Below are 23,856 nucleotides of genomic sequence, written 5' to 3'. Positions count from 1 at the left end.
TCATAGGACTATATAGATAAATAGAATCCATATTGACATCTTTTTTTAATGTTGCTAGAATCTAGTTGCTCATCGGAGGGCGTTATAAGACACAATTGTGGATCTTAATCGCTGGACAAGATGACAGGTTGAAATACCTGTATCTTGTTCAGCTTTTTTTATTTTAAGGAGGACATCATGGATACAACTGTAAAAAATTCTTTCACGACGGGTCCAATCGTGAAACCCTTATTGAAATTTATGTTACCCGTCATTCTTGCCCTATTCTTACAAGCCATGTATGGAGCGGTCGACTTGTTGGTGGTTGGTCGCTTTGCCACAGCCGACATTTCTGGTGTTTCAACTGGCTCTCAAGCCTTACAAACGATCACCAATGTCATAGTTAGTTTTGCTATGGGAATCACCGTTACAATTGGTCAACAATTGGGTGCGAAAGAACCCGAAACAGTCAGTCAAACCATCAGTACCGGAATTCTTCTATTTGGGGTCATTGGCGCCATCTTAACGATTGTCATGCTCATTTTTGCAGCCCCCATTGCTTCCTTATTGAATGCACCAAAACCGGCCTTCAACCAAACCGTTGGTTATTTACGCATTTGCAGCATGGGCTCTTTGATCATCATTGCCTATAATCTTATCAGTAGTATCTTTCGTGGTCTAGGCGATTCCAAGACCACATTATGGACCGTAATGATTGCTTGCATCTTTAATATTATTGGTGATCTGGTTTTAGTGGCCATCTTCCATATGGGCGCCCAAGGTGCAGCCATCGCAACCATTGTTTCCCAATTGATCAGTGTGATCTTATCCATCCAGATCATTCGTCATAAAAATCTTCCTTTTCATATTCATTTGAAAATGGATAAAGAATCTTTGCACCGCATCATCCGCGTGGGCTTTCCCATTGCCCTACAAAATTTTTTAGTAAGTCTGAGCTTCCTTGCCATTTTAATGTTCGTGAACGCTTTAGGCGTAACGGCTTCTGCAGGGGGTGGTATTGCTGAAAAAGGTTTGTGCCTTTATCATGCTGATTCCAAGTGCATTCATGCAATCCATGTCGGCTTTTGTTGCTCAAAATGTAGGTGCCCATAAAGTCGATCGAGCCAATAAAACTTTATTCTATGGTATTTTGATATCCTTGATATTTGGTATCACCATGAGCATTTTAACCTTTCATTTTCGCAGCAATATGGCCGGTATCTTTACAACCAATCCCATGGTCATAAAAGCCGGTGCCGACTACTTAGAAGCCTATGCGATCGATTGTTTATTGACTTGTTTCTTATTCTGTTTTGTTGGTTTCTACAACGGTGTAGGCCAAACGATTTTTGTTATGATCCAAGGAATCGTAGGAGCTTTTGGTGTCCGTATTCCCGTTGCGTATGTTATGAGTCATCAAAGACCAGTTTCCTTATTTCATATTGGCTTGGCCACCCCATGTTCAACCCTTGTCCAAATCATTATTTGTTTGATCGTCTTTCATCATATGAAAACAAAGTTAAAAGAATCCCGTACTTGACGATACCCTTCTTTTTCACTACTCTTTGGGTATGCATAAACAACCAACTCATATTCAAGTACGTGGTGCCCGCGTCCATAACTTAAAAAATATCGATGTGGATATTCCCCTTCATCAAATCACGGCTATTGCTGGAGTATCTGGTTCGGGTAAATCTTCATTGGCCTTGGGCGTTCTCTATGCCGAAGGATCCAGACGTTATTTAGAAGCTTTATCCACCTATACACGAAGACGCATGACGCAAGCCGAAAAAGCCGAAGTGGATGAAATTCGTTATATTCCTGCGGCTTTGGCCTTACATCAACGCCCCAGTGTACCTGGTGTACGAAGCACGTTTGGAACAGCTACTGAACTCTTAAATAGTTTACGTTTGATGTTCTCTCGTTTGGGTTCACATCGTTGTCCCAATGGCCATTATGTAAAGCCTACATTATCTGTAGCGGCCGAAAAAGAAATCGTCTGTCCTGTTTGTGGTGCCCATTTTCGTGGTCCATCTGCGGAAGATTTAGCTTTTAATAGTCATGGTGCTTGTCCTACCTGTCAAGGTACAGGATGGGTACAAACTGTTGATGAAAGTACTCTGGTTCCCAATGAAGATCTAACCATTGATGAAGGCGCTGTCCTTCCTTGGCAAACATTGATGTGGTCTTTGATGAAAGACATTGCTCGCGAAATGGGTGTACGAACCGATGTTCCTTTTAAAGATCTCACACCCAAAGAAAAAGATATTGTTTTTCATGGACCCGCCGTAAAGAAAAATATCATTTATCAAAATAAAACCAGTGGTGCCGCTGGTGATATGGACTTCACCTATTTTAATGCCACCTACACGGTCGAAAACGCCTTATCCAAAGTAAAAGACGAAAAAGGGATGAAACGCGTCGAAAAGTTTTTGAAGACCGAGGTTTGTCCCGATTGTCATGGTACACGTCTTTCGAAAACTGCACGTTCTTCTCTTTTACGTGGCATTTCCTTAGATCAAGCTTGTGAAATGACCCTCCATGAATTGGTCCAATGGGTACAAACTGTGCCAGATTCTTTGTCTGAAGAAATAAAACCCATGGCCCAAAGTATTTGTGATTCGTTTTTACATGTGGCCAAACGATTGTTGGATCTAGGATTGGGCTATCTTACGTTAGACCGAGCAGCTTCGACTCTTTCCACTGGAGAAAGACAACGCATGCAATTGGCACGGGCTGTCCGTAATCGTACGACCGGTGTCTTATATGTTTTGGATGAACCATCCATTGGACTACATCCAGCCAATATCGAAGGGCTATCCGGTGTGATGGATGATTTGATTACGGATGGCAATTCCGTCATCTTGGTCGATCATGATACCCATATTTTAAAACATGCCGATTGGATGATTGAATTAGGTCTCCAAGCCGGTGCCAATGGCGGTACTCTTTTGACTCAAGGCACCATTTCAGATATTGAAAAAAATCCTTCTTCGATCATAGGTCCTTTCTTAGCGCAAGATGCCAAACGCATACGTCCTGTTATTTCCGATATATTTGCTTTGGGTTCGATCCATATGACAACAGGTCCTATTCATACGGTCAAACCATTGGATGTCCGATTCCCAAAAGGACGCTTATCCGTGGTTACGGGTGTTTCTGGTTCCGGAAAAACCACAATGATCCTAGAAAGTCTGATTCCTGCTCTACAAGCACAGATAGATCATCAACCCTTACCCAATCCGGTTCTTACATTAGAGTGTGATGGCATCGAACAAGTGAAGCTGATCGATGCCACTCCGATTGGCATCAATGTCCGATCGACGGTGGCAACCTATGCCAATGTACATAATGAACTTCGAAAAGTCTTTTCGAAAACAGACGAAGCCAAAGATCAACAATTAAAGCCAGGTGCGTTTTCCTACAATACGGGTAAATTACGGTGTCCTACTTGCGATGGCACAGGAACCATTAGTTTAGATGTTCAATTTTTACCCGATGTCGAAATCACTTGTCCAGATTGTCATGGTACGCGCTATAACGAACAAGCCAATCGTATTCATTGGACCAACACAAAAGGGAAATCGTATACATTACCCGAAATCATGGCCATGAGTGTCGATCAAGCCTTAGATGCTTGTACGGGATTAAAGATAGTCGAAAAACGCCTACAAGTTTTACATGATCTTGGACTTGGCTATCTGACCTTGGCCGAACAAACGCCGGGTTTATCGGGTGGTGAAGCGCAACGCTTAAAACTAGCCAGTGAAATGCGACGTCCACAAACCAATTCACTCTTTGTGTTTGATGAACCAACCATTGGTTTACATCCACTCGATGTTCAAACGTTGCTTCAAGTCTTTCAAACCCTCATCGAACAAGGTGCCACCGTCATCATCATTGAACATGATCTCGATGTGATCCATAATGCGGATTATATTGTGGATATGGGACCTGGTGGTGGTATCGATGGTGGTACCATTATCGCAACCGGTACGGTAGATGATATCAAAAACACCAAAAAGAGTATCACAGGAAAGTATCTGTAAAAAAAACGGCTGGATGTCCAGTCGTTTTCTTATAGCTTCATATAATCTTCCATATCATGGAAGCCCATCTTTTGATACAAAGGCTTGCCATCGACGGAAGCTTCCAAATAGATTTTTTGAACATGCATTTCTTTGGCTTGTTTGATTAACCAATCCACGATTCTTTGACCAATGCCCTGTTGACGATATGGTTTCCGCGTATAAATATTCATGATATAGCCACACAATCCATTGGGATTATCTGGAGAGGGCATTTCTTTTTGAATGCAGATACCACCACATCCTACGATCTCATCCTGCCACTTGGCAAAACATGCGATGTGTTGATTGGTTGGCAAAGTTTCTTGATAATACGTTCGATTTTCTCTTTCCAGTTTAGAAAGATTACTTTGACGGGACAAATGAAATACTTCATGCAAAACTTCCATTCGCCAGCTCATCAACAAATCAAGATCTTCAATCTGTGCTTTTCGGATGATCACTTCCATTATACCGTTCCTTCTTTCAGGACGATGGGAAGTTGATGTATGTCTGGTTTTCCATTATCATTCAAAGGAATTTCCTTCATTTTGACAAAAAATTCAGGAATCATAAATGAAGTTAAATTTTGGGCCAATTCCTTTTTGAGATCTGATACTTTCAGATCCTCTTTGGAAACAATATAAGCCGTCATATAAGCCAGTCCCTTTTCATCTTTGTTTGCTTGGACCACTGCTTGTTGAACATTTTTACATTGACACAAACAAGACTCAACCTCTTTGACTTCCACTCGTTTTCCATAAATCATGATTTGCGAATCTTTTCGATGCAAAAACGCAATGTTTCCATCTGGCAACACATAGCCTAGATCACCACTTCGATACATTTTGGATCCATCTTCTAAAGAAACAAACACTTGATTCTCTTCCAAATGATCACCAATATACCCATTTGATACACCATTGCCATAAATACAAATTTCACCCATTTGTCCTTTTTCCACTTCTTGTCCCTTTTCATCAAGAAGGCGAATGGTTATTCCTTTTACAGGCTTTCCCACAGGATAAGTACCATCGGCTAATGCCTTGCCACTGTTGCAGTGGTAATACGAAGCACAAACCGTAGTTTCTGATGGACCATATGTATTATAAACATCCGCTTGATCCAATAAATGATCAACATAGGATGCCCGAAGAACATCGCCACCACTAATCAATAAACGCAAAGAATGGGGAATGGATGAAAGAAGATTCATTTGTGCAAATAAGTAAGGAAAGCCACTGATCATGGTAACGTGGTGTCGATCCACAAACTGCATCAATGCTTGTATATTGCTTTTATCTTCTTTGGATGGAATCGCAATGGCCATGCCATTGATCAAGCTCGCAAACACTTCTTCCACAAAAATGTCAAAGGAACAAACGGAATACTGCAACATGATATCGGTATGGGTTGGATGGAATTCATCCGCAAAAGCCTGTACATAATGACAAACATTTTGATTGGTCACACACACTCCTTTTGGTTTGCCCGTTGTTCCCGATGTATATAAAACATAAGCCGGTGCACTTGGTTTTGCCTGCATAAACGAAGGGGATATCGAATTTTGATGCCATTCCTGATCCATCAAACGAATGGGAAATCCAGACACTTTGGATCGATAGGCCGATTCTGTCATGATCAGATTAACCTGCGCTTCCGTCATCATATAGTGAATTCTTCCGGTTGGAAAAGTGGGTTCTGCCGGCACATATCGTGCCCCACATTTGAGTGTTGCCAACATGGTCGCGATCATTTCGGCACAATGATCCATCACGATACCAACCGTTTGTACATCTTTTGGTAATGTATCGGCGATTTGATTGGTCAATGCCAATAATTGCCCAAAAGTCATTTGCCGATGTTCCTCGATGATAGCGATGCGATCCTCATTCTCTTTCACAACTTGTGTGAATAAACCATACATTGTTTGATTCATGATTGATCCTCCCCAGAAAGAAGCCACATTATGCCTCTAACCATTCTCTGTTCCGCTTCTTGATAATGATTGCCTGGATTCCATTCAAGCCGAGTCTTGATTCCTTTTTCTTGATAGTACTTTACGAGCCTTTCTGTATTCGCTTGTACTGTTCTTAATACAGGATGTGGGGTACATGCTTCTTTCGTTCCTAATGAAAAATACAAACGATCTGGTTGTATGCACATCTCATGATGCTGGATGTATGCGCCAAAATCAGGAAACCAAAAAGAACCGGACATGCTCCCTGCACGTTGGAATAAATCGGTATGATACATTGCATATATCGCAAACAATCCAGCTAGAGAATATCCTGTTAAGATTCGATACGTTGGCTTCTCATTGAGCCCATCTTCCACTTGCGGAACGATCTCATGGGTCAATGTCTGTAGCCAATCATCCGCTTTTCCACCACAAGGCCTATCTTCTTTCGATAATGGTGGACAGTACCAAGGAGTCAGATCATCATCCCAATGTAGATGACTGATTACGACCAATGTATGATCTGGACATCTTGTTTTTAATTGACGACAAAAAGCATCACCATTATCCATAAAACTATGCATATATACGATTGGACCTTTCGCTGAGCTTGGATATACGCACACTTTTCTTTGTTGGATTTGAAATTCAAATCGATCCATATTCTGTTTCCTCTATTTGTTTTTGGTTACCCTAACACATTTCAATTTGATGTACAAGTATGCAAATTTTTCATATTGCCTAGAAAAAAAGCCGATCCATTTCGATCAGGCCTTTCTTTCTTTTGCCAATTCACAAATAATTTTTGTACATGTATCCAACCCAAATTCACCACTATCCAAACACAAATGATAATTCTTTGCTTGCCCCCAATGACGATCGGTATAGTACTTATAATTCGCTGCCCGCTTTTTGTCTTTGTCACGCAACCGTTTTTCCGGTGCTACTTCCGTTTCCCCATAGACTTCAACGATCCGTTTTACTTTCTTTTCGGTGCACGCATGAATGAACACATGAAGACAATCTTCACGATTTCTTAAAATATAATCCGCACTTCGCCCTACGATCACGCAATTTCCCTTCTGCGCCAAATGTAAGATGATCTCTTGTTGTTTGGCCCATAATTGATCTTCAATCGAAGCTCCCGTTGCCGATCGGCCAATAAATGCATAACTAAAAATATTCGTTCCTAACGCATATTCTCCACGTTTTTCGATGTAATCTTTTGAAAATCCCGTTTCCATCGCAATTTTTTCAATGAGTTCTTTATCATAATAAGCATATCCCAATGTTTCTGCGACTTGTTTCGCAATGGTTCGTCCACCACTACCAAATTCTCGACTAATGGTAATCACTCGTTTCATGTTTTCTTACTCCAATCCAATTTCTTTTTTCACGCTACGATACATCAACCAAGCTACGATCACACCACACAATTCCGCAATCGGGAAGGCCCAAAACGTCAAGGATGGATTGCTTGCCATTCGTATAAATAACCAGGCCAATGGAAGATCGACCAAAACCATACGAATCAAAGAAACAATCAGAGAATACATACCTTTACCTAAGGCTTGGAAAATGCCTTGTAAAGCAATATTGAAACCCGCAAACAAGAATCCGGTAGCGATGATCTTCATGGCAACAACACAAACAGAAATAATTTCTGGCGATAAGGCAAAAATACTCGCCAAAGGATTGGCAAACAGTTCCAAGATGATCATACAGATGCCCAATAAAATAACAGTATCCAACGTTCCATATTTGATACTATCTTTGACACGTTGCATATCACCTTTTCCATAATTATAAGCAACCAAAGGAATCAAAGCATTGTTTAAACCAAAACCCGCAAAGAACGCAAATTGTTGGATCTTATAATATACACCATATGCCGTTACATAATTTTCGGAAATACCCGCCAAGATAATATTGACCCCATAGGTCATAAACGACATCAAAGCTTGTAAGATGATGGCGGGAATACCAATTTGATAAATGTGGACAATGATCTCTTTTTGAGGTCTTAAATAACGAAGACCATTTTTGATTTCGGGATTAAAGAAATAATGGAAAAACATATTTAATCCCAAGGTGACCATTTGACCAATCACGGTCGCATACGCAGCGCCACTGATGCCCATGACAGGAAGGCCAAACCAACCAAAAATCAATACGGGATCTAAGAAAATATTGGTAAGAGCTCCAGCTAATTGAGCGATGGTCGTTTGAAGTGTTTTTCCTGTGGATTGGAGCAATTTTTCATACACCATGCTCAAAATCACACCAAAAGAAAGAAAGACACAAATGGATAAATATTGCGTACCCAACATCAAGATCAATTCATTGGATGACTGCGATCGTAAATACACACCGAGTCCAAAAATACCAAATAATAAGAATACAACATACGTACAAATGCCTAAGAAAATCGCATTTCCAGTAATTTTATTTACCGTTTCATAATCTTTTTGTCCCAAAAACCGACTAATCAATGCATTCACACCGACACCGGTTCCAACGCCAACGGCAACCATCAACATCTGAATTGGAAAAGCCAATGTCAAGGCATTCATGGCTTGATCGGCAATCTTGGGAATCTGTGATACAAAATAACTATCAATGATATTGTAAAGTGCTTGTACCACCATTGAACAAATCATAGGAATACCCATGGTCAACATCAATTTAGGGATGGGGTGTATCCCCATTTTATTGCCAGTTTCTATTGTGTTTGTCTCACTCATTCTTTCTGCCTTCTTTCTGCAAATAAAAAAAGTGACGTTCACGTAACCTGGTACATATTTGTATCCTAGATTTACGCTTACGCCACTTTCGGTTCGCGTATTTTATACCATTTTATTTTCAAAAATGTCAATATTTTTTTGATCGAATATAGGGTTCCAATCGAGTCATGATTTGTTTTCTAAAGATGAAAACAAGAGCAGCCATCAGGGCAAGAACGACAATGATCGGCAAGAAAATATGCCAGTTTACAGTGAGGAAGGCATCGCCACAAACGACATCCAAAGCAATGGTTGGCAAACAACCAATAGCTAAAGATTGGATAAATCCGACAAAGGTCACTCTTGTTTTAGCGGCCATATACGGAATCGTGCCATTGGGCACAACGGGTAATAAGCACATATACAAAACCACTCGTTTGGGATCTTTCACTTGTTTCATCAATTCTTCCACTTTGGGATTGCGTCCATAATGAATGTTTTTGGAAACATCCATCTTTCGTTTGCGAGCCCAAAGAAACATACAAGCATTCACAACCAAATTGGTCAGATAACACATCAAGATGCCTTTGCCTTTTCCATATACAATGCCAGCCGTAATATAGATTGGTAAAGCCGGAAGAACGATCGAAATGGTTTCTAATATTTGCAGAATGATCAATACCGATTCACCCCTTCGTCCTTCTCCACGAATATAAGTCGTCAAACCGACAATGTCATTGTTTTCTAAATATTGAAAGATCTTGGGAGAATGTTGAAAAAGAAGATGCACCACAAAAAGGCCAACCATCACAATGCATAGGATCTCAATCGTTAAGACTTTCTTTCTTGTTTGTTTCATCTTCTGCATCGTATCAAATCATTTCTATGGAATCAATTGTTTTCGTTGATAAAACGGACCAATGATTCATTTAGATACTTTGATAGATTTATATATTTCTTTGGTTTTCAGAAACCTTTATAATTCAATTATGAAAATGAAAAGTACACGCTTTTTGGATAAAAAAATCTATTTCCAAATTTCAAGGATCCTCATTGGATTTGCCAGCCTCTATAGTGATCTACGAATCGCTTGGAGCATTCATCCTTCTATCCTTTTGTATTTGATCGTGTTGTCGACAATTGCCTTGGCATTTCAAATATTTGCCGAACACGTTGGCAAATATTTTCCAGCCTATCGCCAAATCGCACTATTTTCAGGTTTGTATTTAGCCTTTCTTACCTACCACATTTCCACATTGATCGTAACCGATCTGGTAGGTATCTTCCTTTCCTATGACTTATCCCGGTTAGGCTTGCTAGTAAGTATCGCCATCACGATCTATGGAAGAGTTCATGCGCATTCGATCAAAACTGTGTCGTATACCTATAAAACAAACAAACTACCGGCTGCTCATCAATACACCATTGTTCAATTGAGTGATCTACATATTGGTGAAATCATTGATCACGCCTATATCCATCATGTCGTCTGTCAGACCAATGCCCTCCATCCCGATCTGATCGTGATCACAGGCGATGTGTTTAATCGAACCAATATACGTAAACCCAAAGACATCGATAGGATTTTTGCGGAACTGGCACAACTCCAAGCTTGTGATGGAGTCTTTGCGATTTGTGGAAATCATGACCCATCCATAGACAGTCCTTTATGGCAGGATTTTTTAAAAAGATCAAACATCATTGATCTCAATAATCAAAGCTTTATCAGCAAAGAAATCAACTTGATTGGTCGCACTCGACTGGTTTCGAATCCAACCCGCATCCATCTCAAAGGTATGATGCAATCGTGTGATCGTTCCAAACCCATCGTGATTCTAGATCATGATCCTTCTGGCATTGTGGAAGCACAAGTACAACATGCCGATTTGATCTTATGTGGGCACACCCACAAAGGTCAATTTTTTCCTTGTACTTTTTTTACACGCTATTGGTATGGAAAAGATTATTATCATGGCAAACATATCCAAAATGGCACGTGCAGCATTGTTTCTGCAGGAACGGGATATTTTGAAATTCCTGTACGAATTGGCACCGATAATGAAATTGTGAAGATCCAGCTACAAGGCATCCAGTAAGAAATCAATGTTCTCTTTTTGCGAACAATACCTTTCGGTAATATACGATAAATTTGAAAATGATATAAATATAAATAACAGAAACGACCACAAGCAGGATCCATGCCACCGGTCTATCCAGTGAACTGTGAATGATAAACAAGAAACCAATAAAGACGATGATCAACGGGATGATCCTTCCTTGATAGACTCGTTTGATCATGTCTTGTTTGGATTGCTCATCACAAAAAATTTCTTCCTTTTTACCGTTCATGGCTTGTTTTGCCTTACGAAAATAGGAAAAACCATTGAGATCTTGGATGTATTCCCAACCACAATCTTCAAACATCTGGATGTAATCTTCCTGATCTTCTTGGGTCTTTTTACTATTGGTATCACGATAATCCAATTGATACACCACCTCTTCTGGTTCACAAGATTCAAACGTATACTTGAAACCATTCGTACTTTTCAACTTCCATCCCTTCTGGTGCATATCTTCCAAATAGTCCTGCTCTTTTTTCCAATCACTGATGTCAAAAAATTTCCATTGATGCTTAAACATGTTGTACCTCCTTCATATTTTTGTACAACCTTTCGATTCGCTTCATTTCTGTTTGCAGTACGATTTCTCCCAATGCAGTGATCACATAGATCTTTCGTTTTTCTTCTTCCCGCACAAACTGGATCAGTCCATCTTTTTCCATTTTCGAAAGGCTTCCATACAAAGTTCCCGGGGCAATGCGAATTTCCCCATGGGTCAACTTTTCAACTTTCTGAACGATGCCGTATCCATGCGATTCATTTCGTAAACAAAAAAGAATGTAAAAGGCGGTTTCACTCATAGGGACATAAACTTTTTTGATGTGTTCACCCATACATATCACCTCGATATATCGCAGTACTATCCTTCCACTTTATATAGCAGTTCGCTATATCGAAGTCAATCGTTAAATATAGATTTTAAATCATTTCTTTCCATCCTCCGTTTCTTTATCCAATCCCATTGCGCTTATCTAATAGATGTACTATCATCTATTTAGTTGATAGTACATCTATTAAGGAGATTCCTATGAGTGAAGAAATGAGAGAAATCACCAAAATTGCCAGAGAAGTATCGAAATTTACCGTAAAGACCATGAAGGCCGAAGGCATTGGAACTGCAGAATTCGATTTCATCCATGTGATCCGTCACAATCCGGGAATTAACCAAAAAGGGATACGCGAAATTCTCGGATTGGATAAAGGCGCTTGTGCTCGACGAACGGCATCTCTGGAAGCAAAGGGCTATTTGATTCGGAAACAAGATGAAAAAGATAAACGAAACTGGAAATTGTATGCATCCGATAAAGTGGAGCGTTTGAAACTTTCCAAGGTTGAAATTGAAAATCTCTATTACGATTGGCTGGTTCAATGTTTGGATGAAAACGAAAAGCAGACGTTTTATACCCTTCTTCATCGATTATATCTTCGAAACAAAGCGGAGTCCAAAGGGGGATTTTCGCATGTTCAGAAAGTTGTGAACGATCATGAAAACAGATAAATTATTAAAACATCCCAACCAAATTCGTACGTATTTTCGATTTGAAATACCAATGCTTATCATCGTAACGATATCCGGTCTACTCTATAATGTTGGACTGATGGCAGGGCCCTATTTTGAAGGTCAATTGGCTCAATGTCTCTATGACATCACCAAAGCCAAAGCGACTTGGCAAGATATGTTACGATTGGCCCTTTTCTATATATTGGTCATTGCCTTAGTACAACTAGCCAGAGCCATCAAACGGTTTGGCGTACGAAGATTTGCGAATGATATCAGTCGGGCCATGCGTCGAAGTCTCTACAACTCGCTTGTTCACACACACAAGCCAAAAGAAAAGGATATGGGCTCGCTTTTGACCAATGCGATTGCCGATGTCGATGTGTGTGCCGAAGGCATTCGTAAATTTACGACTGAACTCTTTGATACAGGAGTTGTTTTGATTGCTTATACATGTCTTTTGCTTCATTACGATTGGAAGCTAGCCATTTTATGTTGTTTGTTTGCTCCGATTGCGTACGTTGTTGCCAATCAAATGAAACATAGAGTCACTGCAGCCAATATTGCTTATAAAAAAAGTGCTTCTTCTTTAAGTGCTTTGACCATGGATCGTATCGAAAATAGTCTTACCTATCGGGTATATGGACGTGAACAAAATCGGGATGAGGCCTATGAAAAAGTGTTAAGTGATTATGAAGTCAAAAGTGCGAAAGCCAATCTTTATGAAGGGGCTTTAACCCCTTTGTATGATGCCATTGCCATGCTTGGCACCCTCATGATCATTTACTTTGGTGGGAAAAATGTAAATGGAACGGGTTGGACTGTCTGGAACATTGCAGCTTTTACGACTTTTCTTTCTTGTTTCACAAAACTAGCCGTCAAGACCAGCCATGCCGCAAAGCTTTTTAATGCCGTGCAAAAAGCAGAAGTTTCCTGGAAACGCATTCAACCTTTGATGAGAGAACCCATCGAAGAGGACGATTCCATCGATACGGTACCTTTTTGTCCCATGACTGTATCTTTCAATCATGTGTCCATTGGTTCGCTCTTACACGATATTCAATTTATTGCCAGACCCGGCGAGATCATTGGTATTACAGGCGAAGTGGCCAGTGGCAAAAGTTCACTCGGAAAAGTATTGATCGATGAAATCGATTATACCGGTTCCATCACGTGCAATGGAAAAGAATTACGCGATATGAGTGAAGAAGAAAAGCGTTCTGCGATTTCCTATATGGGCCATGAACCCCAACTGCTTTCGGTTTCTTTTGAAGAGAATATTTGTCTAGGTCGTGATCTATGTGCCACTACCTATTTGAAAATGACCAATCTGGATCAAGATCTCAAACAAATGGATCGTTTGGTTTCGGATCGAATTGGAGATGCAGGATCGATGTTGTCGAGTGGTCAACAAGCAAGACTGGCACTGGCTCGTACGTTGGCCCATGCCAAACCCATCCTTCTATTGGATGATCCCTTTGCCGCTGTCGATCAAGCAACGGAAACAAACATATTAAAAAATATTCGTCAGACTTTTCCCCATCATACCATTCTTTTCATTTCACATCGTCTTTATCATTTTCCCTCTTTTTCTCATGTTCTTTATTTACACGATCATACAAGTACGTTTCTGTCTCACGACGACATGTTGAAACAAGAAGCTGGATATCGAAAATTGTTTATGCAACAAAGGAAAGGAGAAGATTCGAATGACAATGAATAAGATCGTACAAACATTCATGAAACAAAACAAGAAATGGATGATTCTTTTGATCGTGGTAATTGGTTGTTCTGTTTTCACTTCTTTGCTTCCTCCTTTGGTTCTGGAACGCATTGTCAACCGTCTTGGGAATCAACGATCCATATCCTTCCTCCTTGCACTTTCGTATTTCTTATGTATCGTTCTTGCCGATATTTTTGAATCGCTACAAAATGCTTGTATTACCATTTTTGGTCAGAAAATGACCCATGCGATTCGATCGGCTCTTTGCCAAAAGCTTTCACGACTATCACCACAATATTTTCATGCCCATAAAGCCGGTGAAATCGAATCCATCTTTACCAATGATGGAGATGCCATTGATGTTTTGTATAGCGATGGGATCGTAAGCATGATTGCCGATTGTTTCAAGCTCATTGCCATTTTTATCGTCATCTTTACGCGTTCGAAAGGTCTGGGACTATTGCTTCTGGTCATCACACCATTTTTGTATTTTTTTACGCGATGGGCACAGAAAAAAATGAATAAAGCCCAATTGGCCAATCGAAAAGCCATTGCTCGTGTAAACAGCCAAGTCCCCGAGACGATTCGATGTATGCGCATGATCCATGGTTTTCATGCCGAAAAATATATGGAAAACACCTATGACAAATATATTCAAGAAAGCTATCAAGCCATCGATCAAGGAAATATCATTGATAGTATCTATTCCCCTGTCATCTTGATCACACAAGCCATTGTTACGGCAATCATGATGATCTTTGCGGCGAGTGGATATCGTTCCCTTTTTGGTCTATCCGTTGGATCGGCCGTAGCTATGATTGCTTATGTGGCCAATATTTTTTCACCCCTGGAAAATATTGGTATGGAAATTCAGAACATGCAAGCTGCGAGTGCAGCGATTCATCACATTCAAACTTTTTTGAATGAAACCGACTGGCATCCAGAAGTCAATACAACCATAAAAAATAACGACATCTGCTTTGACCATGTCACATTTGGGTATGATCCTGAAAAACCTGTCTTTCAGAATTTATCTTTTACGATCCATCCTGGTGAACATGTGACATTTGTAGGTCGGACCGGAGCTGGTAAATCCACGATCTTTCGATTATTGACGGGTCTATACAACCCTGATGCAGGCCATATTTCTCTTGCCGGCTATTGTCCTGTCGCTCTAAAACCGGAAGAAAGACGAAATGTATTTGGATTGGTTGAACAAGACTTTACCTCCGTTCCTGGAACGGTTCGGGATCAAATCACATTGTATGCATCCTATAAAGATGAAGAAATCAACAAAGCCCTTCTTCTTTTAGGATTCGAACAAACCATTGAAAACTTACCTCATGGTTTGGATACGCCTATGGATGAAGATTTATTTTCAAAAGGACAACTCCAACTGCTTGCGATTGCCCGGGCCATCGTTTCCAATCCTTCGATCCTTTTATTGGATGAAATTACCGCGAACTTAGATGCCCAGACAGAAGATCGTATCCTTTCGGCTTTGCGTGCCTCAAGTAAAGGTCGAACTGTCCTATCCATATCGCATCGGCTTTCCCAAAGTATTGGTCCAGCGCGAATCATTGAAATCAAATAAAAAGCACGGTAACTCGTATTACCGTACTTTTTTGATGAAGGGAATCCATTCATCCGACTTGTTTCAATTTTCCATCTTCCATTTGATAAACGATATCTACTAAATCAAGAACACGTGAATCATGGGTAACCATGATGGCTGCTTTGTTTCGTTTGTGCACTTCCATCGCAATCATCTTGACGGCTTGTCTGCCTCGTTGAGAATCCAAAGAAGCGGTTGGTTCATCGGCTAAGATCACATCTGGATCTGTAATAAAAGCTCGTGCCAAAGCGACGCGTTGACGTTCTCCACCCGACATTTGGGATGGATAATGGTCCATGATCTTGGTCAAATCTAATTCTTGTGCCAATTGTTCTACCTTTTCTGGATTGGCTTTTTTTACCACATCCAATTGTTCACGTGCCGTAAGAAATGGTAACAATTGATGATTTTGAAAAATAAAACCAATATGATCGCGTCGAATGGCTGTCCAATCTTGCTTTTTCTTCATAGAAAGATCTTCTCCACGCAATATGACTTTTCCTGTATCGCCAGAAAGCATCATTCCGGCAATATTCAAAAAGGTACTTTTGCCACAGCCAGAAGGCCCGACAATCGCGACAAATTCACCAGCATGGATCGATACATTCACATCTTGGAGAATTTGTCTTTTCTTTTGGCCATCTTGATAACTCATAGATACATGTGAAATTTCTAGGATCGTTGACTGTTTTTGGTTTTGCATTAGTTGTCACCTCCAATGATCATCGCCGGATCAATTTTTGCCACGCGTCGAACCGATACCAAGCCACCCACTAAAGAAATCAATACAAACGCAAGTAAAATCGTGATTTCTGCTCGTCCATTGAGATAAAATGGCATGCTTGATGGTAAGACATAGGACAGAATTTGCGTCAATATCGCGGCAAGAATAGCGCCAAATGAGGCAATCAACAAGACTTGGCAAAGAATAAATTGTCTTAATTGACGCATGGATGTACCAATTGCTTTTAATACTCCAAATTCTTTTTCTTTTTGGAGATTGATCACATAAAAGAAGATACCAATGATCACCGCTGTAATGATCACTAACATCCAAATGACCATGGTGATCGTACTTTGTTCCGCACGATAGCCAGGAATGCTGTTGATGATCTCCGATTTAGAATAGACAGCCGTACCATCTACATTGATTTTTGGTGTATTCGATTGTACGGCGATTGCATGATACGATTTCACATATGCTTGAGGATTTACTTTTTTCATGATGGATGCATAAGTATCCGACGACATATAAATAACGGATACATGTCCATACATCTGATCCGACACAAACCCACATACACTCATCACAACTCCCGTCGAAGCATCTTTGATGTGATCCCCTACTTGAATGCCATCTTCTTGAAATGCATCATCCAATACAACTGGATTTTCAGCTTTACTTTTGGCTAGTTGATTGGATGGGGATAAGAAACTATGGGGATCAATGGCAAAATAGACAGCATCCTTCTTTTCATCACTATTTGCTGTTTGAATATAGGTTCGCAAAACATCCAGTGATGTAGTCTTTCCTTTGGTTTGTTTCGTTATTTCTTGGTATTGACGGTCAGAAAGATTGGATACGGTCAATAATTTTTCAGAGTCATCACTCAATACAAAGGATTGAGCATCCAAGCTTTCAACACTCGAAGATACGGCTCTTCCTAAGCCATTGACCAAACCCGAAAGAGATAAGACCATAAACATCATCAATAAAACGATGATACTGATCAATGCATATCTTCGCCAATTATATTTCAATTCTTTCCATGCAAGTCGCATACGTTTCCTCCTATTTATATTTTATCAAATATGATTTGTTCAAATCTATCTGTGATTATACGCGCATTCTCAATAAATGCAACAAACAAGCCATAAAAAAAAGCTTCGAATAACCTGCATCCTAGATAATTCTGAAAGCAAACAAAATGACACGGATAAAACAAACAGAAAATATTTCATCTTTCTACCACGTATTATACATACAGAAACATCTACAGATTTATTGCTGTATCACAAAACAAATAAAAATACCCATTACGTACGATCCATCCCATTTACAAAGATGGGCAAAACCACTCGCAATCAAAAGGAAAACCATTGATTCTTTTGATTGCGATGTAAAATAGATAAAGCAAAAAGTCCAAATCCTAATATGTCAAAATTGTTTATTTGTAAACATGGAATGGGTACATTTAAAACAATTTCCATATACCACCTGAAAAATATGTCTTTTGTTTCCTTTGCATACAAAATGATTCTATAACTCGTAAAAAGAAACCAGAAAATCTGTCATCAAACTTTTCATATCATCTCTCGTTGCTTAAGACCAACACAAAGAAAAAGAACATCGTCCTAAACGATATTCTTACTTGGCTAGGATACATTGTTGACCATCTTTTTTAATACACGCATACATTCTATGCTTCCTTTCCCATCTACTTCCGGTTCTAAAGATAAGCTGCCTGTATATCCATTTTCACACAAACTCGTTAATAAATCAGAATAAGGAATATCTCCCTTGCCAACAGGAACATGCAGAAATGGTTTGGGGCTAGACGCATCATAGCGATAATCCTTGATATGTATATGTCCTATATAAGGAGCCATATGTTCTAATTCTTCCTTTAGATTCCAATGCATATATTCCTTTGGCACATTGGCTGGGATAGCGCGATAGGAATTGGCTGGATCCCATAGTAGTTTGAGATAGGAACTTTGAAGGGCTCGTACAACTTGTAGCGTCATTTCCCCTTTAGGCAAGTGAGAATATGGACAGTTTTCTAACACCAGCGTGACTTGATAAGATTTCGCAATTTCTATAGCTCTTTTGATATTCGGAATGATTCGATCCATATCTTCCTTGGTCCCAAAAGGACCTTTTCGATTATCGGGCCAACGGAAAGGAAATATGCGAATGGTTAAACAATGCAATGCATGCGCGATTTGGCAGGCATTTTCTAAAGCATGCAGATGGGTTTTGATGTCTCCTGTCCCATTTCTTGTTACGATATCCAAATACAAGATAGGAAAATGACTAACAAATCACTACACAGTGATAATGTCAGCTACACGATTTCTAGCTTTTTTCTTCAAAACTTGAGCTATCTTATGCTTTCGTTTATTTCCTTGCTATACTATTTATACAAGGAGATTTTTATGTCCATCATTTCTATACAAGATTCTCTAAACGATCAATATGAAAAGCTATTGTTTGAACGCGATGCGCTTCGTAAGGATGCGGCTTCGATACAATTGGCCTACATTCGAACGTTTGGGCTTTTAATCAACGAAGCCTTTGCAGCAAAAATAGCATGTATCCGACTCAAAAAGCAGATTGCATTCTATCAAGCCGCTCTAAATCAAGGAAAAGAACTTTCCATGGATGAAGTAGACCAATATACAAAACAAGTGATGCAAGCTTATCAAAAACAGTTGCATGAAATGTATGAAAAAACTTCCATGGCTATGCAGTGCAAAGTATCTAGCGAGGCCACCGTCTTAGCTGTAAAACAGAAATATCGCCAACTTGCGAAACAAGTCCATCCAGATTTGCATCCAGAATTTGTCAATGATCTACGATACAAAGAGTTATGGTCACAAATCGTGGATGCCTATCATGCCAATGATTTATCTAGGTTAGAAGAGCTAGAATTCCTCATGCATCAAATCGAAATGGATCATTCCTCTCTTTCCCTCGAAGTGCCAAATATTCAAGAAAAAATTCACGCTTTACAAGATGAGATCCCAACAATTATTTCAAGTGATCCCTATCAATATCATACGATCCTTGAGAATGATGATTTAAAAGAAGAAAAAGTGAATGAATTAAAAGAAGAAATAAAAATTTATTCCCAATACAAAGAAGAATTACAGAAAGTGTTTGAAAAAATAATAACAAATAACAAGGTAAAAGAACCATGGCAAACGAACTAAGCAAGTTAAATCAACAATTAGCAACAATAGCGAGCGAAAATTCTTTAGATGAGATCATAAAGCCATTAACTCGTGAAATTCACTTATTTGATACCTATATTGCCGGTACATCGCATATCACTGAGCCAAGTGTTTTTCAACAAATCAAAATCGGTGATACCTTACATTTACAACGGGAACAAAATCGTTTTGATGAAAATGCAATACTCGTTTTAACTTGTGATGGAAAAAAACTTGGATATATTCCCGAAAAAGATAATGTAGTGTTTTCTCGATTGATGGATGCCGGCAAGCTACTATCAGCTACAATCATAAAAATCAGTCAAAAACATACTTTCACATACATTCAAATCGCCATTTCGCTTATCGATTTTTAGAGGCACCCAACATGAATACAGAACAAGCATGGAAAATATTCAAAGAATATAACGCAAAAGACAACCCTACACAATTTGAAAAAGATGCTTTTATTGAAGCATCCGAATTTTATATATATGCCGATCGCGATACCCCGGATCGTGATATCGTATTATTCAACTTAGCCTCCTTTTATTACGACAATGAATATTATCCTCAAGCAAAAAAATATTATGAGATTTTAATTGATCAATATGATGATTTGTCCAAAAATTTAGCTCAAACTTGTCTTGGCAAATTTTATTATTATGGCCATGATGGAATGCCAAATTATCAAAAAGCCTATCAATATGCCAATCAAGCAGCTGAATTTGAATCGAATTTGCAAGCCCAATGGTTGAAACTTGCTTGTATCTATCAGTTCAATGATTCGCCAAGCACTGACACAAGGTATACAGAATCCGTTTTTCAGTTGACCGAAACAGTGGTCCACAGACAAAGCAGTTGGTTTGCACCTGTTCCTGAAGCCAAATTACTGATTGCTTCCATATTTTCAGAAACAAAGGACCCCTCCATCAAAACGATATGTGAAGAACTACTTCAAGAAGCACGAGCCTTTTTACCAAGGCGGTTACAACAATCAAAAAATCCAGATGACCTTTTATTGATGCACCAAATCATAGATATGCTTCCACATACTGGTCAGGAAATTCTTGATATCTATGATTTAATATGGTTACTAAAAAAAGATAGCGCCGTTTCATTTACGTATGCAGGTGCTCCTTATGAAGTCCATGCACAACAAAAAGACCATCATACCGTCATTTCTTTTCAAGACAATTGGTATTGTTCCATTGATGATTTTCTTAAAAAAGCAACCATTGATGGACATGTATTACGTGGTATTGCCCATCAAATTTCAAACATAACAAAAAGATAAGAGATCTCGTCTCTCTTATCTTTCTTTCCCATTGGCGCGAAAATCAAATATATCTTCTCGCTCTAAGATTTGTGCCCATCGTGCCGATATCATTTTGGCATAGCGAAAATCAACCAAGCCATAGGAGCCAAGCGCATATGCATCGTTACACTCAATAAGGATGGTTTGATGGTCTTTTGTGACTCCAACATCCATGGCACAAGCCATAGGGCGTTGCTTCCAATTTCGAAAAGCATCCATCATTTGATCCAAAACAGTGGGATCGTATGTGTAATGATAATCGCCTTTATATGGTCGAATATCGTAAATCTCATCATAGTAAATAAAACATCGCCATTCTCGCCGAATATCCATGGCTTCACTACATAATACATCATAGTCTTCGCTATAGTTTCCACACCCAACCAGATCTTGGATCGAATGAATGACTTTTCCCGTAAAAGCCTTGGATCTTATTGGTTTTACAAACCAGCCTGCTGACCATTTTTCAGGATCGGTTGCGATTGCATTGATCGTATCTTTCCAGATTCGTCTTCCTAAATATGGTTGTAGACAAGCTGGATAGTCATCTACATGCATATGATCATATCCAAATTTATGAAATACCGTTTCGCATTGCGCAATATAATCAATCACGATATCTTCTTTTGTGATCGTATCATATATATCATCTAGACTTCGATAAGGTACAATTTCAGCACCTAACTCACTAAATCCATAGATGGCTTTTGTAAAGTTTTCACTATGTCCAATCCATAAACCAGAATTGGGATTGACCTTGCATTTCACATACACTTTCATATTTTCACCCTTTCCTCTATCATCAATCGGTCACTTTGAAATTCTTTTAGATAGATTCGATATTTTTATGATACGGTTTGTCAACAACATATGCAAAAAATCGGTTTGTAATCCTATTTTTTGTCCTTTTGAAGCTCGTCAAGATCATTGTCCGTTCTCCTTCTTTGTAGGAATAAAACAATAAAAAAACTGATCTATTATGAATAGCAATTTATTCAATAATTGATCAGTTTTCAATTACTATTTACATGAATTTCTCATAACAACAATTGACTGTATATTTCTTTATCACGATCTTTGAATACATTAAATACAACTTGATGTATGGTTGTTTCTGGATGTGCATCCAACCATTCTTTTACCGTCTTTACCGCAATCTTTGCTGCTTTGTCTTGCGGAAACATGAACACACCAGTCGAAATGCAACAGAAAGCGATATTTTCACAGCCATGCTCTGCTGCAAGGTCCAGACTATTCCAATAGCACGAGCTAAGAAGTTTTTTATCCTTCTTTGTTAGTCTATTGGATACAATAGGACCGACTGTATGGATCACATATTTTGCGGGTAAGTTATATCCCGGTGTGATCTTGGCCTGACCCGTTGGTTCTTCCTGTCCTTGTGCTTCCATGATCTGATAACACTTCTCACGTAGTTCCACACCAGCCATCGTATGAATGATATTATCAATACAACCATGAAGTGGAGAAAAACAACCTAGCATTTGTGCATTGGCTGCATTTACGATGGCATCTATACGAAGGGTAGTGATATCCCCTTGCCAAAGAATCAAGCGTGGATCCAATGGCGTAGGCAAAAGATTCGATACTTCCGTGATTCCTTTCTCTTCAGTCATACTTTTCAATACTTCTGCTTGTTCCTTATAGAAACGATCGGGCAATGTATGAGTGGCCGGCATACGAACATTACATAGGGCACGATATAAATCAAATGCCGGCTGTAGATCGGTTGGAAGTGTATATCCTCCATATTGTGGCATTTCTTCAATCAAGCATTGAATCAAATAGTGAAGTGCTTCTATCTTTTCAAAATTGGTCAAATCCATCCTCCTTTCAAATAATGTTTACTTTTCAATCGATACTATGAATTGTCTACTGTGTCTTCCAAAACGGCTAAGTCGTAAGCTTCTGCAATACTGCTCCGATATCCCCATCAATACATATGGACCGGTTTGCTATCTCCTGTGGACAATAGGCCTCCCCTTTGTTGAGGCAGGCATAGAAAGCATGCGGATTCTCCTTTGTATACTGCCAGAAGGGATACTTGATAATAACCGGGGTATTCATTCCTACACCCAACTCCAAATAGAGAATATGGGCTCCCTCATGTTTCGTTAAAAAGGCGTGATATCGATTCGATGCTTGATGCCATCCTTCATCTTCCACAAAGGAATTGTCGATGCGTAAATTGGTCGTCATCCACTGGCCATCATCTTCACACACAGGTATCAATTCAGTCGGAATGTACATGCTCACTTCTTTGTTTGTTGGTGAAATCAACTCTCCTTTTGGACCGATCGTAAATCCCTGCGCTTCGATCATTTGACGGATGCTCTCATAATTATCATACGTCTTATGAAGCGATGCATTTTGTGGATGACTGCTTTGAAACAATCCATAATCACCTTGTGTATAATACAGTCGTTGTTTATCAAAACCGCTTCTTTGAAAACAATGATCTACATTCGTTGTCAAAACAAAATACTCTTTCTCTTTTACGATCGCATAGAGTTTTTGATACAAATTGGAAGGAATAGGGGCATAGCGATTCACCCAGATTTGACGACACCAAAATCCCCAAAATAATTCGAGATGATCGAAAGGATAAAAACCTCCCGAATACATATCGGAAATGCCATACGTCTTATAAAAATCATCAAAATATTGATGGAATCGTTGGCCTGCATAGGTATATCCAGCAGAAGTAGAAAGCCCGCTTCCTGCACCAATCACGATCGCATCTGCACATTCTAGTTGTTCCTTTAATATTTCAATCTTATGATCAAAACTAACTTTTAATCCCTCGCTCATCATTCGATCCGTATCAAAATAATACATGAACAACACTCCTTTCCCATCGAAAACACCATTATATTCGTCTAATTGTAATAACTTGTAT

24 protein-coding genes are annotated in these 23,856 nt (G+C 39.3%); 10 read left to right on the top strand and 14 right to left on the bottom strand.

The features are described from left to right. The first annotated feature begins 177 nt into the window (after nucleotides 1-177). The 3 genes from MOZ64_RS07035 to MOZ64_RS07025 are packed head-to-tail and all read left to right on the top strand — an operon-like array spanning nucleotide 178 to nucleotide 4,028. Nucleotides 178-1,092 (top strand): MATE family efflux transporter, encoded by a 915-nt coding sequence (locus tag MOZ64_RS07035; RefSeq protein ID WP_320325877.1) that lies wholly within the window; start codon nucleotides 178-180, stop codon nucleotides 1,090-1,092. Then, entirely contained in the window at nucleotides 1,025-1,519 is a 495-nt protein-coding gene (locus MOZ64_RS07030; protein ID WP_320325876.1) for an MATE family efflux transporter, read from the top strand. The genes MOZ64_RS07035 and MOZ64_RS07030 overlap by 68 nt, the downstream gene beginning before the upstream one ends. Before the next feature lie 31 nt (nucleotides 1,520-1,550). Then, a complete protein-coding gene (locus MOZ64_RS07025; protein WP_320325875.1) occupies nucleotides 1,551-4,028 on the top strand; it encodes an excinuclease ABC subunit UvrA in 2,478 nt (825 codons plus the stop codon). A gap of 29 nt (nucleotides 4,029-4,057) precedes the next feature. Here MOZ64_RS07025 and MOZ64_RS07020 read toward each other — a convergent pair whose 3' ends face one another. From MOZ64_RS07020 to MOZ64_RS06995, 6 genes are all read right to left on the bottom strand, one after another. Next, entirely contained in the window at nucleotides 4,058-4,516 is a 459-nt protein-coding gene (locus MOZ64_RS07020; protein WP_320325874.1) for a GNAT family N-acetyltransferase, read from the bottom strand. Then, nucleotides 4,516-5,985, bottom strand: coding sequence for an amino acid adenylation domain-containing protein (locus MOZ64_RS07015; protein WP_320325873.1), 1,470 nt, complete (start codon nucleotides 5,983-5,985; stop codon nucleotides 4,516-4,518). The genes MOZ64_RS07020 and MOZ64_RS07015 overlap by 1 nt, the downstream gene beginning before the upstream one ends. Further along, nucleotides 5,982-6,668, bottom strand: coding sequence for an alpha/beta hydrolase (locus MOZ64_RS07010; RefSeq protein WP_320325872.1), 687 nt, complete (start codon nucleotides 6,666-6,668; stop codon nucleotides 5,982-5,984). Before MOZ64_RS07010 ends, MOZ64_RS07015 begins: the two co-directional genes overlap by 4 nt. Before the next feature lie 105 nt (nucleotides 6,669-6,773). Continuing rightward, nucleotides 6,774-7,370 carry a cytidylate kinase-like family protein gene (locus tag MOZ64_RS07005; RefSeq protein ID WP_320325871.1) on the bottom strand — a complete coding sequence of 199 codons (597 nt, stop codon included), beginning with the start codon at nucleotides 7,368-7,370 and terminating at the stop codon, nucleotides 6,774-6,776. 6 nt (nucleotides 7,371-7,376) lie between these two features. Continuing rightward, nucleotides 7,377-8,750, bottom strand: coding sequence for an MATE family efflux transporter (locus MOZ64_RS07000; protein WP_320325870.1), 1,374 nt, complete (start codon nucleotides 8,748-8,750; stop codon nucleotides 7,377-7,379). A 127-nt stretch (nucleotides 8,751-8,877) separates the two neighbouring features. After that, nucleotides 8,878-9,588 carry a TVP38/TMEM64 family protein gene (locus MOZ64_RS06995; protein ID WP_320325869.1) on the bottom strand — a complete coding sequence of 237 codons (711 nt, stop codon included), beginning with the start codon at nucleotides 9,586-9,588 and terminating at the stop codon, nucleotides 8,878-8,880. A gap of 130 nt (nucleotides 9,589-9,718) precedes the next feature. Between MOZ64_RS06995 and MOZ64_RS06990 the strand changes: the two genes are divergently transcribed. Then, nucleotides 9,719-10,825, top strand: a complete 1,107-nt coding sequence (locus MOZ64_RS06990) for a metallophosphoesterase (protein WP_320325868.1) — start codon at nucleotides 9,719-9,721, stop codon at nucleotides 10,823-10,825. Nucleotides 10,826-10,829: 4 nt separating this feature from the next. On the opposite strand, the gene MOZ64_RS06985 is transcribed toward MOZ64_RS06990, so the two are convergent. Both MOZ64_RS06985 and MOZ64_RS06980 read right to left on the bottom strand, forming a co-directional pair. After that, nucleotides 10,830-11,369: a DUF2812 domain-containing protein gene (locus MOZ64_RS06985; RefSeq protein ID WP_320325867.1), complete on the bottom strand. Its 540-nt coding sequence runs from the start codon at nucleotides 11,367-11,369 to the stop codon at nucleotides 10,830-10,832. Beyond that, nucleotides 11,362-11,682, bottom strand: coding sequence for a PadR family transcriptional regulator (locus MOZ64_RS06980; protein ID WP_320325866.1), 321 nt, complete (start codon nucleotides 11,680-11,682; stop codon nucleotides 11,362-11,364). Before MOZ64_RS06980 ends, MOZ64_RS06985 begins: the two co-directional genes overlap by 8 nt. A 194-nt stretch (nucleotides 11,683-11,876) precedes the next feature. Between MOZ64_RS06980 and MOZ64_RS06975 the strand changes: the two genes are divergently transcribed. From MOZ64_RS06975 to MOZ64_RS06965, 3 genes are read left to right on the top strand one after another with little or no spacing between them, the layout of a single operon-like run. Then, entirely contained in the window at nucleotides 11,877-12,347 is a 471-nt protein-coding gene (locus MOZ64_RS06975) for a MarR family winged helix-turn-helix transcriptional regulator (RefSeq protein ID WP_320325865.1), read from the top strand. Next, the gene (locus tag MOZ64_RS06970) at nucleotides 12,334-14,070 is read left to right on the top strand and encodes an ABC transporter transmembrane domain-containing protein (protein ID WP_320325864.1); all 1,737 of its coding nucleotides are present in this window, start codon (nucleotides 12,334-12,336) and stop codon (nucleotides 14,068-14,070) included. The genes MOZ64_RS06975 and MOZ64_RS06970 overlap by 14 nt, the downstream gene beginning before the upstream one ends. Then, on the top strand, nucleotides 14,057-15,664 hold the full coding sequence (locus tag MOZ64_RS06965) for an ABC transporter ATP-binding protein (RefSeq protein ID WP_320325863.1): 1,608 nt from the start codon (nucleotides 14,057-14,059) through the stop codon (nucleotides 15,662-15,664). The genes MOZ64_RS06970 and MOZ64_RS06965 overlap by 14 nt, the downstream gene beginning before the upstream one ends. Before the next feature lie 49 nt (nucleotides 15,665-15,713). Here MOZ64_RS06965 and MOZ64_RS06960 read toward each other — a convergent pair whose 3' ends face one another. From MOZ64_RS06960 to MOZ64_RS06950, 3 genes are all read right to left on the bottom strand, one after another. Further along, a complete protein-coding gene (locus tag MOZ64_RS06960; protein ID WP_320325862.1) occupies nucleotides 15,714-16,388 on the bottom strand; it encodes an ABC transporter ATP-binding protein in 675 nt (224 codons plus the stop codon). Next, entirely contained in the window at nucleotides 16,388-17,467 is a 1,080-nt protein-coding gene (locus MOZ64_RS06955; protein WP_320325861.1) for an ABC transporter permease, read from the bottom strand. The genes MOZ64_RS06960 and MOZ64_RS06955 overlap by 1 nt, the downstream gene beginning before the upstream one ends. A gap of 594 nt (nucleotides 17,468-18,061) precedes the next feature. Continuing rightward, nucleotides 18,062-18,709: a sugar phosphate isomerase/epimerase family protein gene (locus MOZ64_RS06950; protein ID WP_320325860.1), complete on the bottom strand. Its 648-nt coding sequence runs from the start codon at nucleotides 18,707-18,709 to the stop codon at nucleotides 18,062-18,064. Between the two features lie 135 nt (nucleotides 18,710-18,844). Between MOZ64_RS06950 and MOZ64_RS06945 the strand changes: the two genes are divergently transcribed. From MOZ64_RS06945 to MOZ64_RS06935, 3 genes are read left to right on the top strand one after another with little or no spacing between them, the layout of a single operon-like run. Then, nucleotides 18,845-19,621, top strand: a complete 777-nt coding sequence (locus tag MOZ64_RS06945) for a J domain-containing protein (protein WP_320325859.1) — start codon at nucleotides 18,845-18,847, stop codon at nucleotides 19,619-19,621. Then, the gene (locus tag MOZ64_RS06940) at nucleotides 19,606-19,998 is read left to right on the top strand and encodes an HIRAN domain-containing protein (protein WP_320325858.1); all 393 of its coding nucleotides are present in this window, start codon (nucleotides 19,606-19,608) and stop codon (nucleotides 19,996-19,998) included. The genes MOZ64_RS06945 and MOZ64_RS06940 overlap by 16 nt, the downstream gene beginning before the upstream one ends. An 11-nt stretch (nucleotides 19,999-20,009) precedes the next feature. Then, nucleotides 20,010-20,918: a tetratricopeptide repeat protein gene (locus MOZ64_RS06935; protein WP_320325857.1), complete on the top strand. Its 909-nt coding sequence runs from the start codon at nucleotides 20,010-20,012 to the stop codon at nucleotides 20,916-20,918. Nucleotides 20,919-20,933: 15 nt separating this feature from the next. Here the strand turns inward: MOZ64_RS06935 and MOZ64_RS06930 are convergent, their stop codons facing one another. The 3 genes from MOZ64_RS06930 to MOZ64_RS06920 all read right to left on the bottom strand — a co-directional run bounded on the left by MOZ64_RS06930 (nucleotide 20,934) and on the right by MOZ64_RS06920 (nucleotide 23,795). Next, nucleotides 20,934-21,719 (bottom strand): ATP-grasp domain-containing protein, encoded by a 786-nt coding sequence (locus MOZ64_RS06930; protein ID WP_320325856.1) that lies wholly within the window; start codon nucleotides 21,717-21,719, stop codon nucleotides 20,934-20,936. Nucleotides 21,720-21,976: 257 nt separating this feature from the next. Continuing rightward, nucleotides 21,977-22,777 carry a protein-ADP-ribose hydrolase gene (locus MOZ64_RS06925; RefSeq protein ID WP_320325855.1) on the bottom strand — a complete coding sequence of 267 codons (801 nt, stop codon included), beginning with the start codon at nucleotides 22,775-22,777 and terminating at the stop codon, nucleotides 21,977-21,979. 73 nt (nucleotides 22,778-22,850) lie between these two features. Then, complete coding sequence (locus MOZ64_RS06920; RefSeq protein WP_320325854.1) at nucleotides 22,851-23,795, bottom strand: SIR2 family NAD-dependent protein deacylase; 945 nt, start codon at nucleotides 23,793-23,795, stop codon at nucleotides 22,851-22,853. Nucleotides 23,796-23,856 lie beyond the last annotated feature (61 nt).

The sequence above is a fragment of the Absicoccus intestinalis genome, from assembly GCF_033971885.1.
GTDB lineage: Bacteria > Bacillota_I > Bacilli_A > Erysipelotrichales > Erysipelotrichaceae > Absicoccus > Absicoccus intestinalis.
This window is presented reverse-complemented; position numbering and strand designations above follow the sequence as displayed.

What these genes read in the sequence shown, in the direction of transcription:
- MOZ64_RS06920 (WP_320325854.1), bottom strand. Translation starts at nt 23,795, where the DNA reads ATGTATTATTTTGATACGGATCGAATGATGAGCGAGGGATTAAAAGTT.
- MOZ64_RS07000 (WP_320325870.1), bottom strand. Translation starts at nt 8,750, where the DNA reads ATGAGTGAGACAAACACAATAGAAACTGGCAATAAAATGGGGATACAC.
- MOZ64_RS06940 (WP_320325858.1), top strand. Translation starts at nt 19,606, where the DNA reads ATGGCAAACGAACTAAGCAAGTTAAATCAACAATTAGCAACAATAGCG.
- MOZ64_RS06980 (WP_320325866.1), bottom strand. Translation starts at nt 11,682, where the DNA reads ATGGGTGAACACATCAAAAAAGTTTATGTCCCTATGAGTGAAACCGCC.
- MOZ64_RS06995 (WP_320325869.1), bottom strand. Translation starts at nt 9,588, where the DNA reads ATGAAACAAACAAGAAAGAAAGTCTTAACGATTGAGATCCTATGCATT.
- MOZ64_RS07030 (WP_320325876.1), top strand. Translation starts at nt 1,025, where the DNA reads ATGCTGATTCCAAGTGCATTCATGCAATCCATGTCGGCTTTTGTTGCT.
- MOZ64_RS06985 (WP_320325867.1), bottom strand. Translation starts at nt 11,369, where the DNA reads ATGTTTAAGCATCAATGGAAATTTTTTGACATCAGTGATTGGAAAAAA.
- MOZ64_RS06960 (WP_320325862.1), bottom strand. Translation starts at nt 16,388, where the DNA reads ATGCAAAACCAAAAACAGTCAACGATCCTAGAAATTTCACATGTATCT.
- MOZ64_RS06990 (WP_320325868.1), top strand. Translation starts at nt 9,719, where the DNA reads ATGAAAATGAAAAGTACACGCTTTTTGGATAAAAAAATCTATTTCCAA.
- MOZ64_RS06970 (WP_320325864.1), top strand. Translation starts at nt 12,334, where the DNA reads ATGAAAACAGATAAATTATTAAAACATCCCAACCAAATTCGTACGTAT.
- MOZ64_RS07005 (WP_320325871.1), bottom strand. Translation starts at nt 7,370, where the DNA reads ATGAAACGAGTGATTACCATTAGTCGAGAATTTGGTAGTGGTGGACGA.
- MOZ64_RS06945 (WP_320325859.1), top strand. Translation starts at nt 18,845, where the DNA reads ATGTCCATCATTTCTATACAAGATTCTCTAAACGATCAATATGAAAAG.
- MOZ64_RS07015 (WP_320325873.1), bottom strand. Translation starts at nt 5,985, where the DNA reads ATGAATCAAACAATGTATGGTTTATTCACACAAGTTGTGAAAGAGAAT.
- MOZ64_RS06955 (WP_320325861.1), bottom strand. Translation starts at nt 17,467, where the DNA reads ATGCGACTTGCATGGAAAGAATTGAAATATAATTGGCGAAGATATGCA.
- MOZ64_RS06930 (WP_320325856.1), bottom strand. Translation starts at nt 21,719, where the DNA reads ATGAAAGTGTATGTGAAATGCAAGGTCAATCCCAATTCTGGTTTATGG.
- MOZ64_RS07020 (WP_320325874.1), bottom strand. Translation starts at nt 4,516, where the DNA reads ATGGAAGTGATCATCCGAAAAGCACAGATTGAAGATCTTGATTTGTTG.
- MOZ64_RS07035 (WP_320325877.1), top strand. Translation starts at nt 178, where the DNA reads ATGGATACAACTGTAAAAAATTCTTTCACGACGGGTCCAATCGTGAAA.
- MOZ64_RS06935 (WP_320325857.1), top strand. Translation starts at nt 20,010, where the DNA reads ATGAATACAGAACAAGCATGGAAAATATTCAAAGAATATAACGCAAAA.
- MOZ64_RS07025 (WP_320325875.1), top strand. Translation starts at nt 1,551, where the DNA reads ATGCATAAACAACCAACTCATATTCAAGTACGTGGTGCCCGCGTCCAT.
- MOZ64_RS06965 (WP_320325863.1), top strand. Translation starts at nt 14,057, where the DNA reads ATGACAATGAATAAGATCGTACAAACATTCATGAAACAAAACAAGAAA.
- MOZ64_RS07010 (WP_320325872.1), bottom strand. Translation starts at nt 6,668, where the DNA reads ATGGATCGATTTGAATTTCAAATCCAACAAAGAAAAGTGTGCGTATAT.
- MOZ64_RS06975 (WP_320325865.1), top strand. Translation starts at nt 11,877, where the DNA reads ATGAGTGAAGAAATGAGAGAAATCACCAAAATTGCCAGAGAAGTATCG.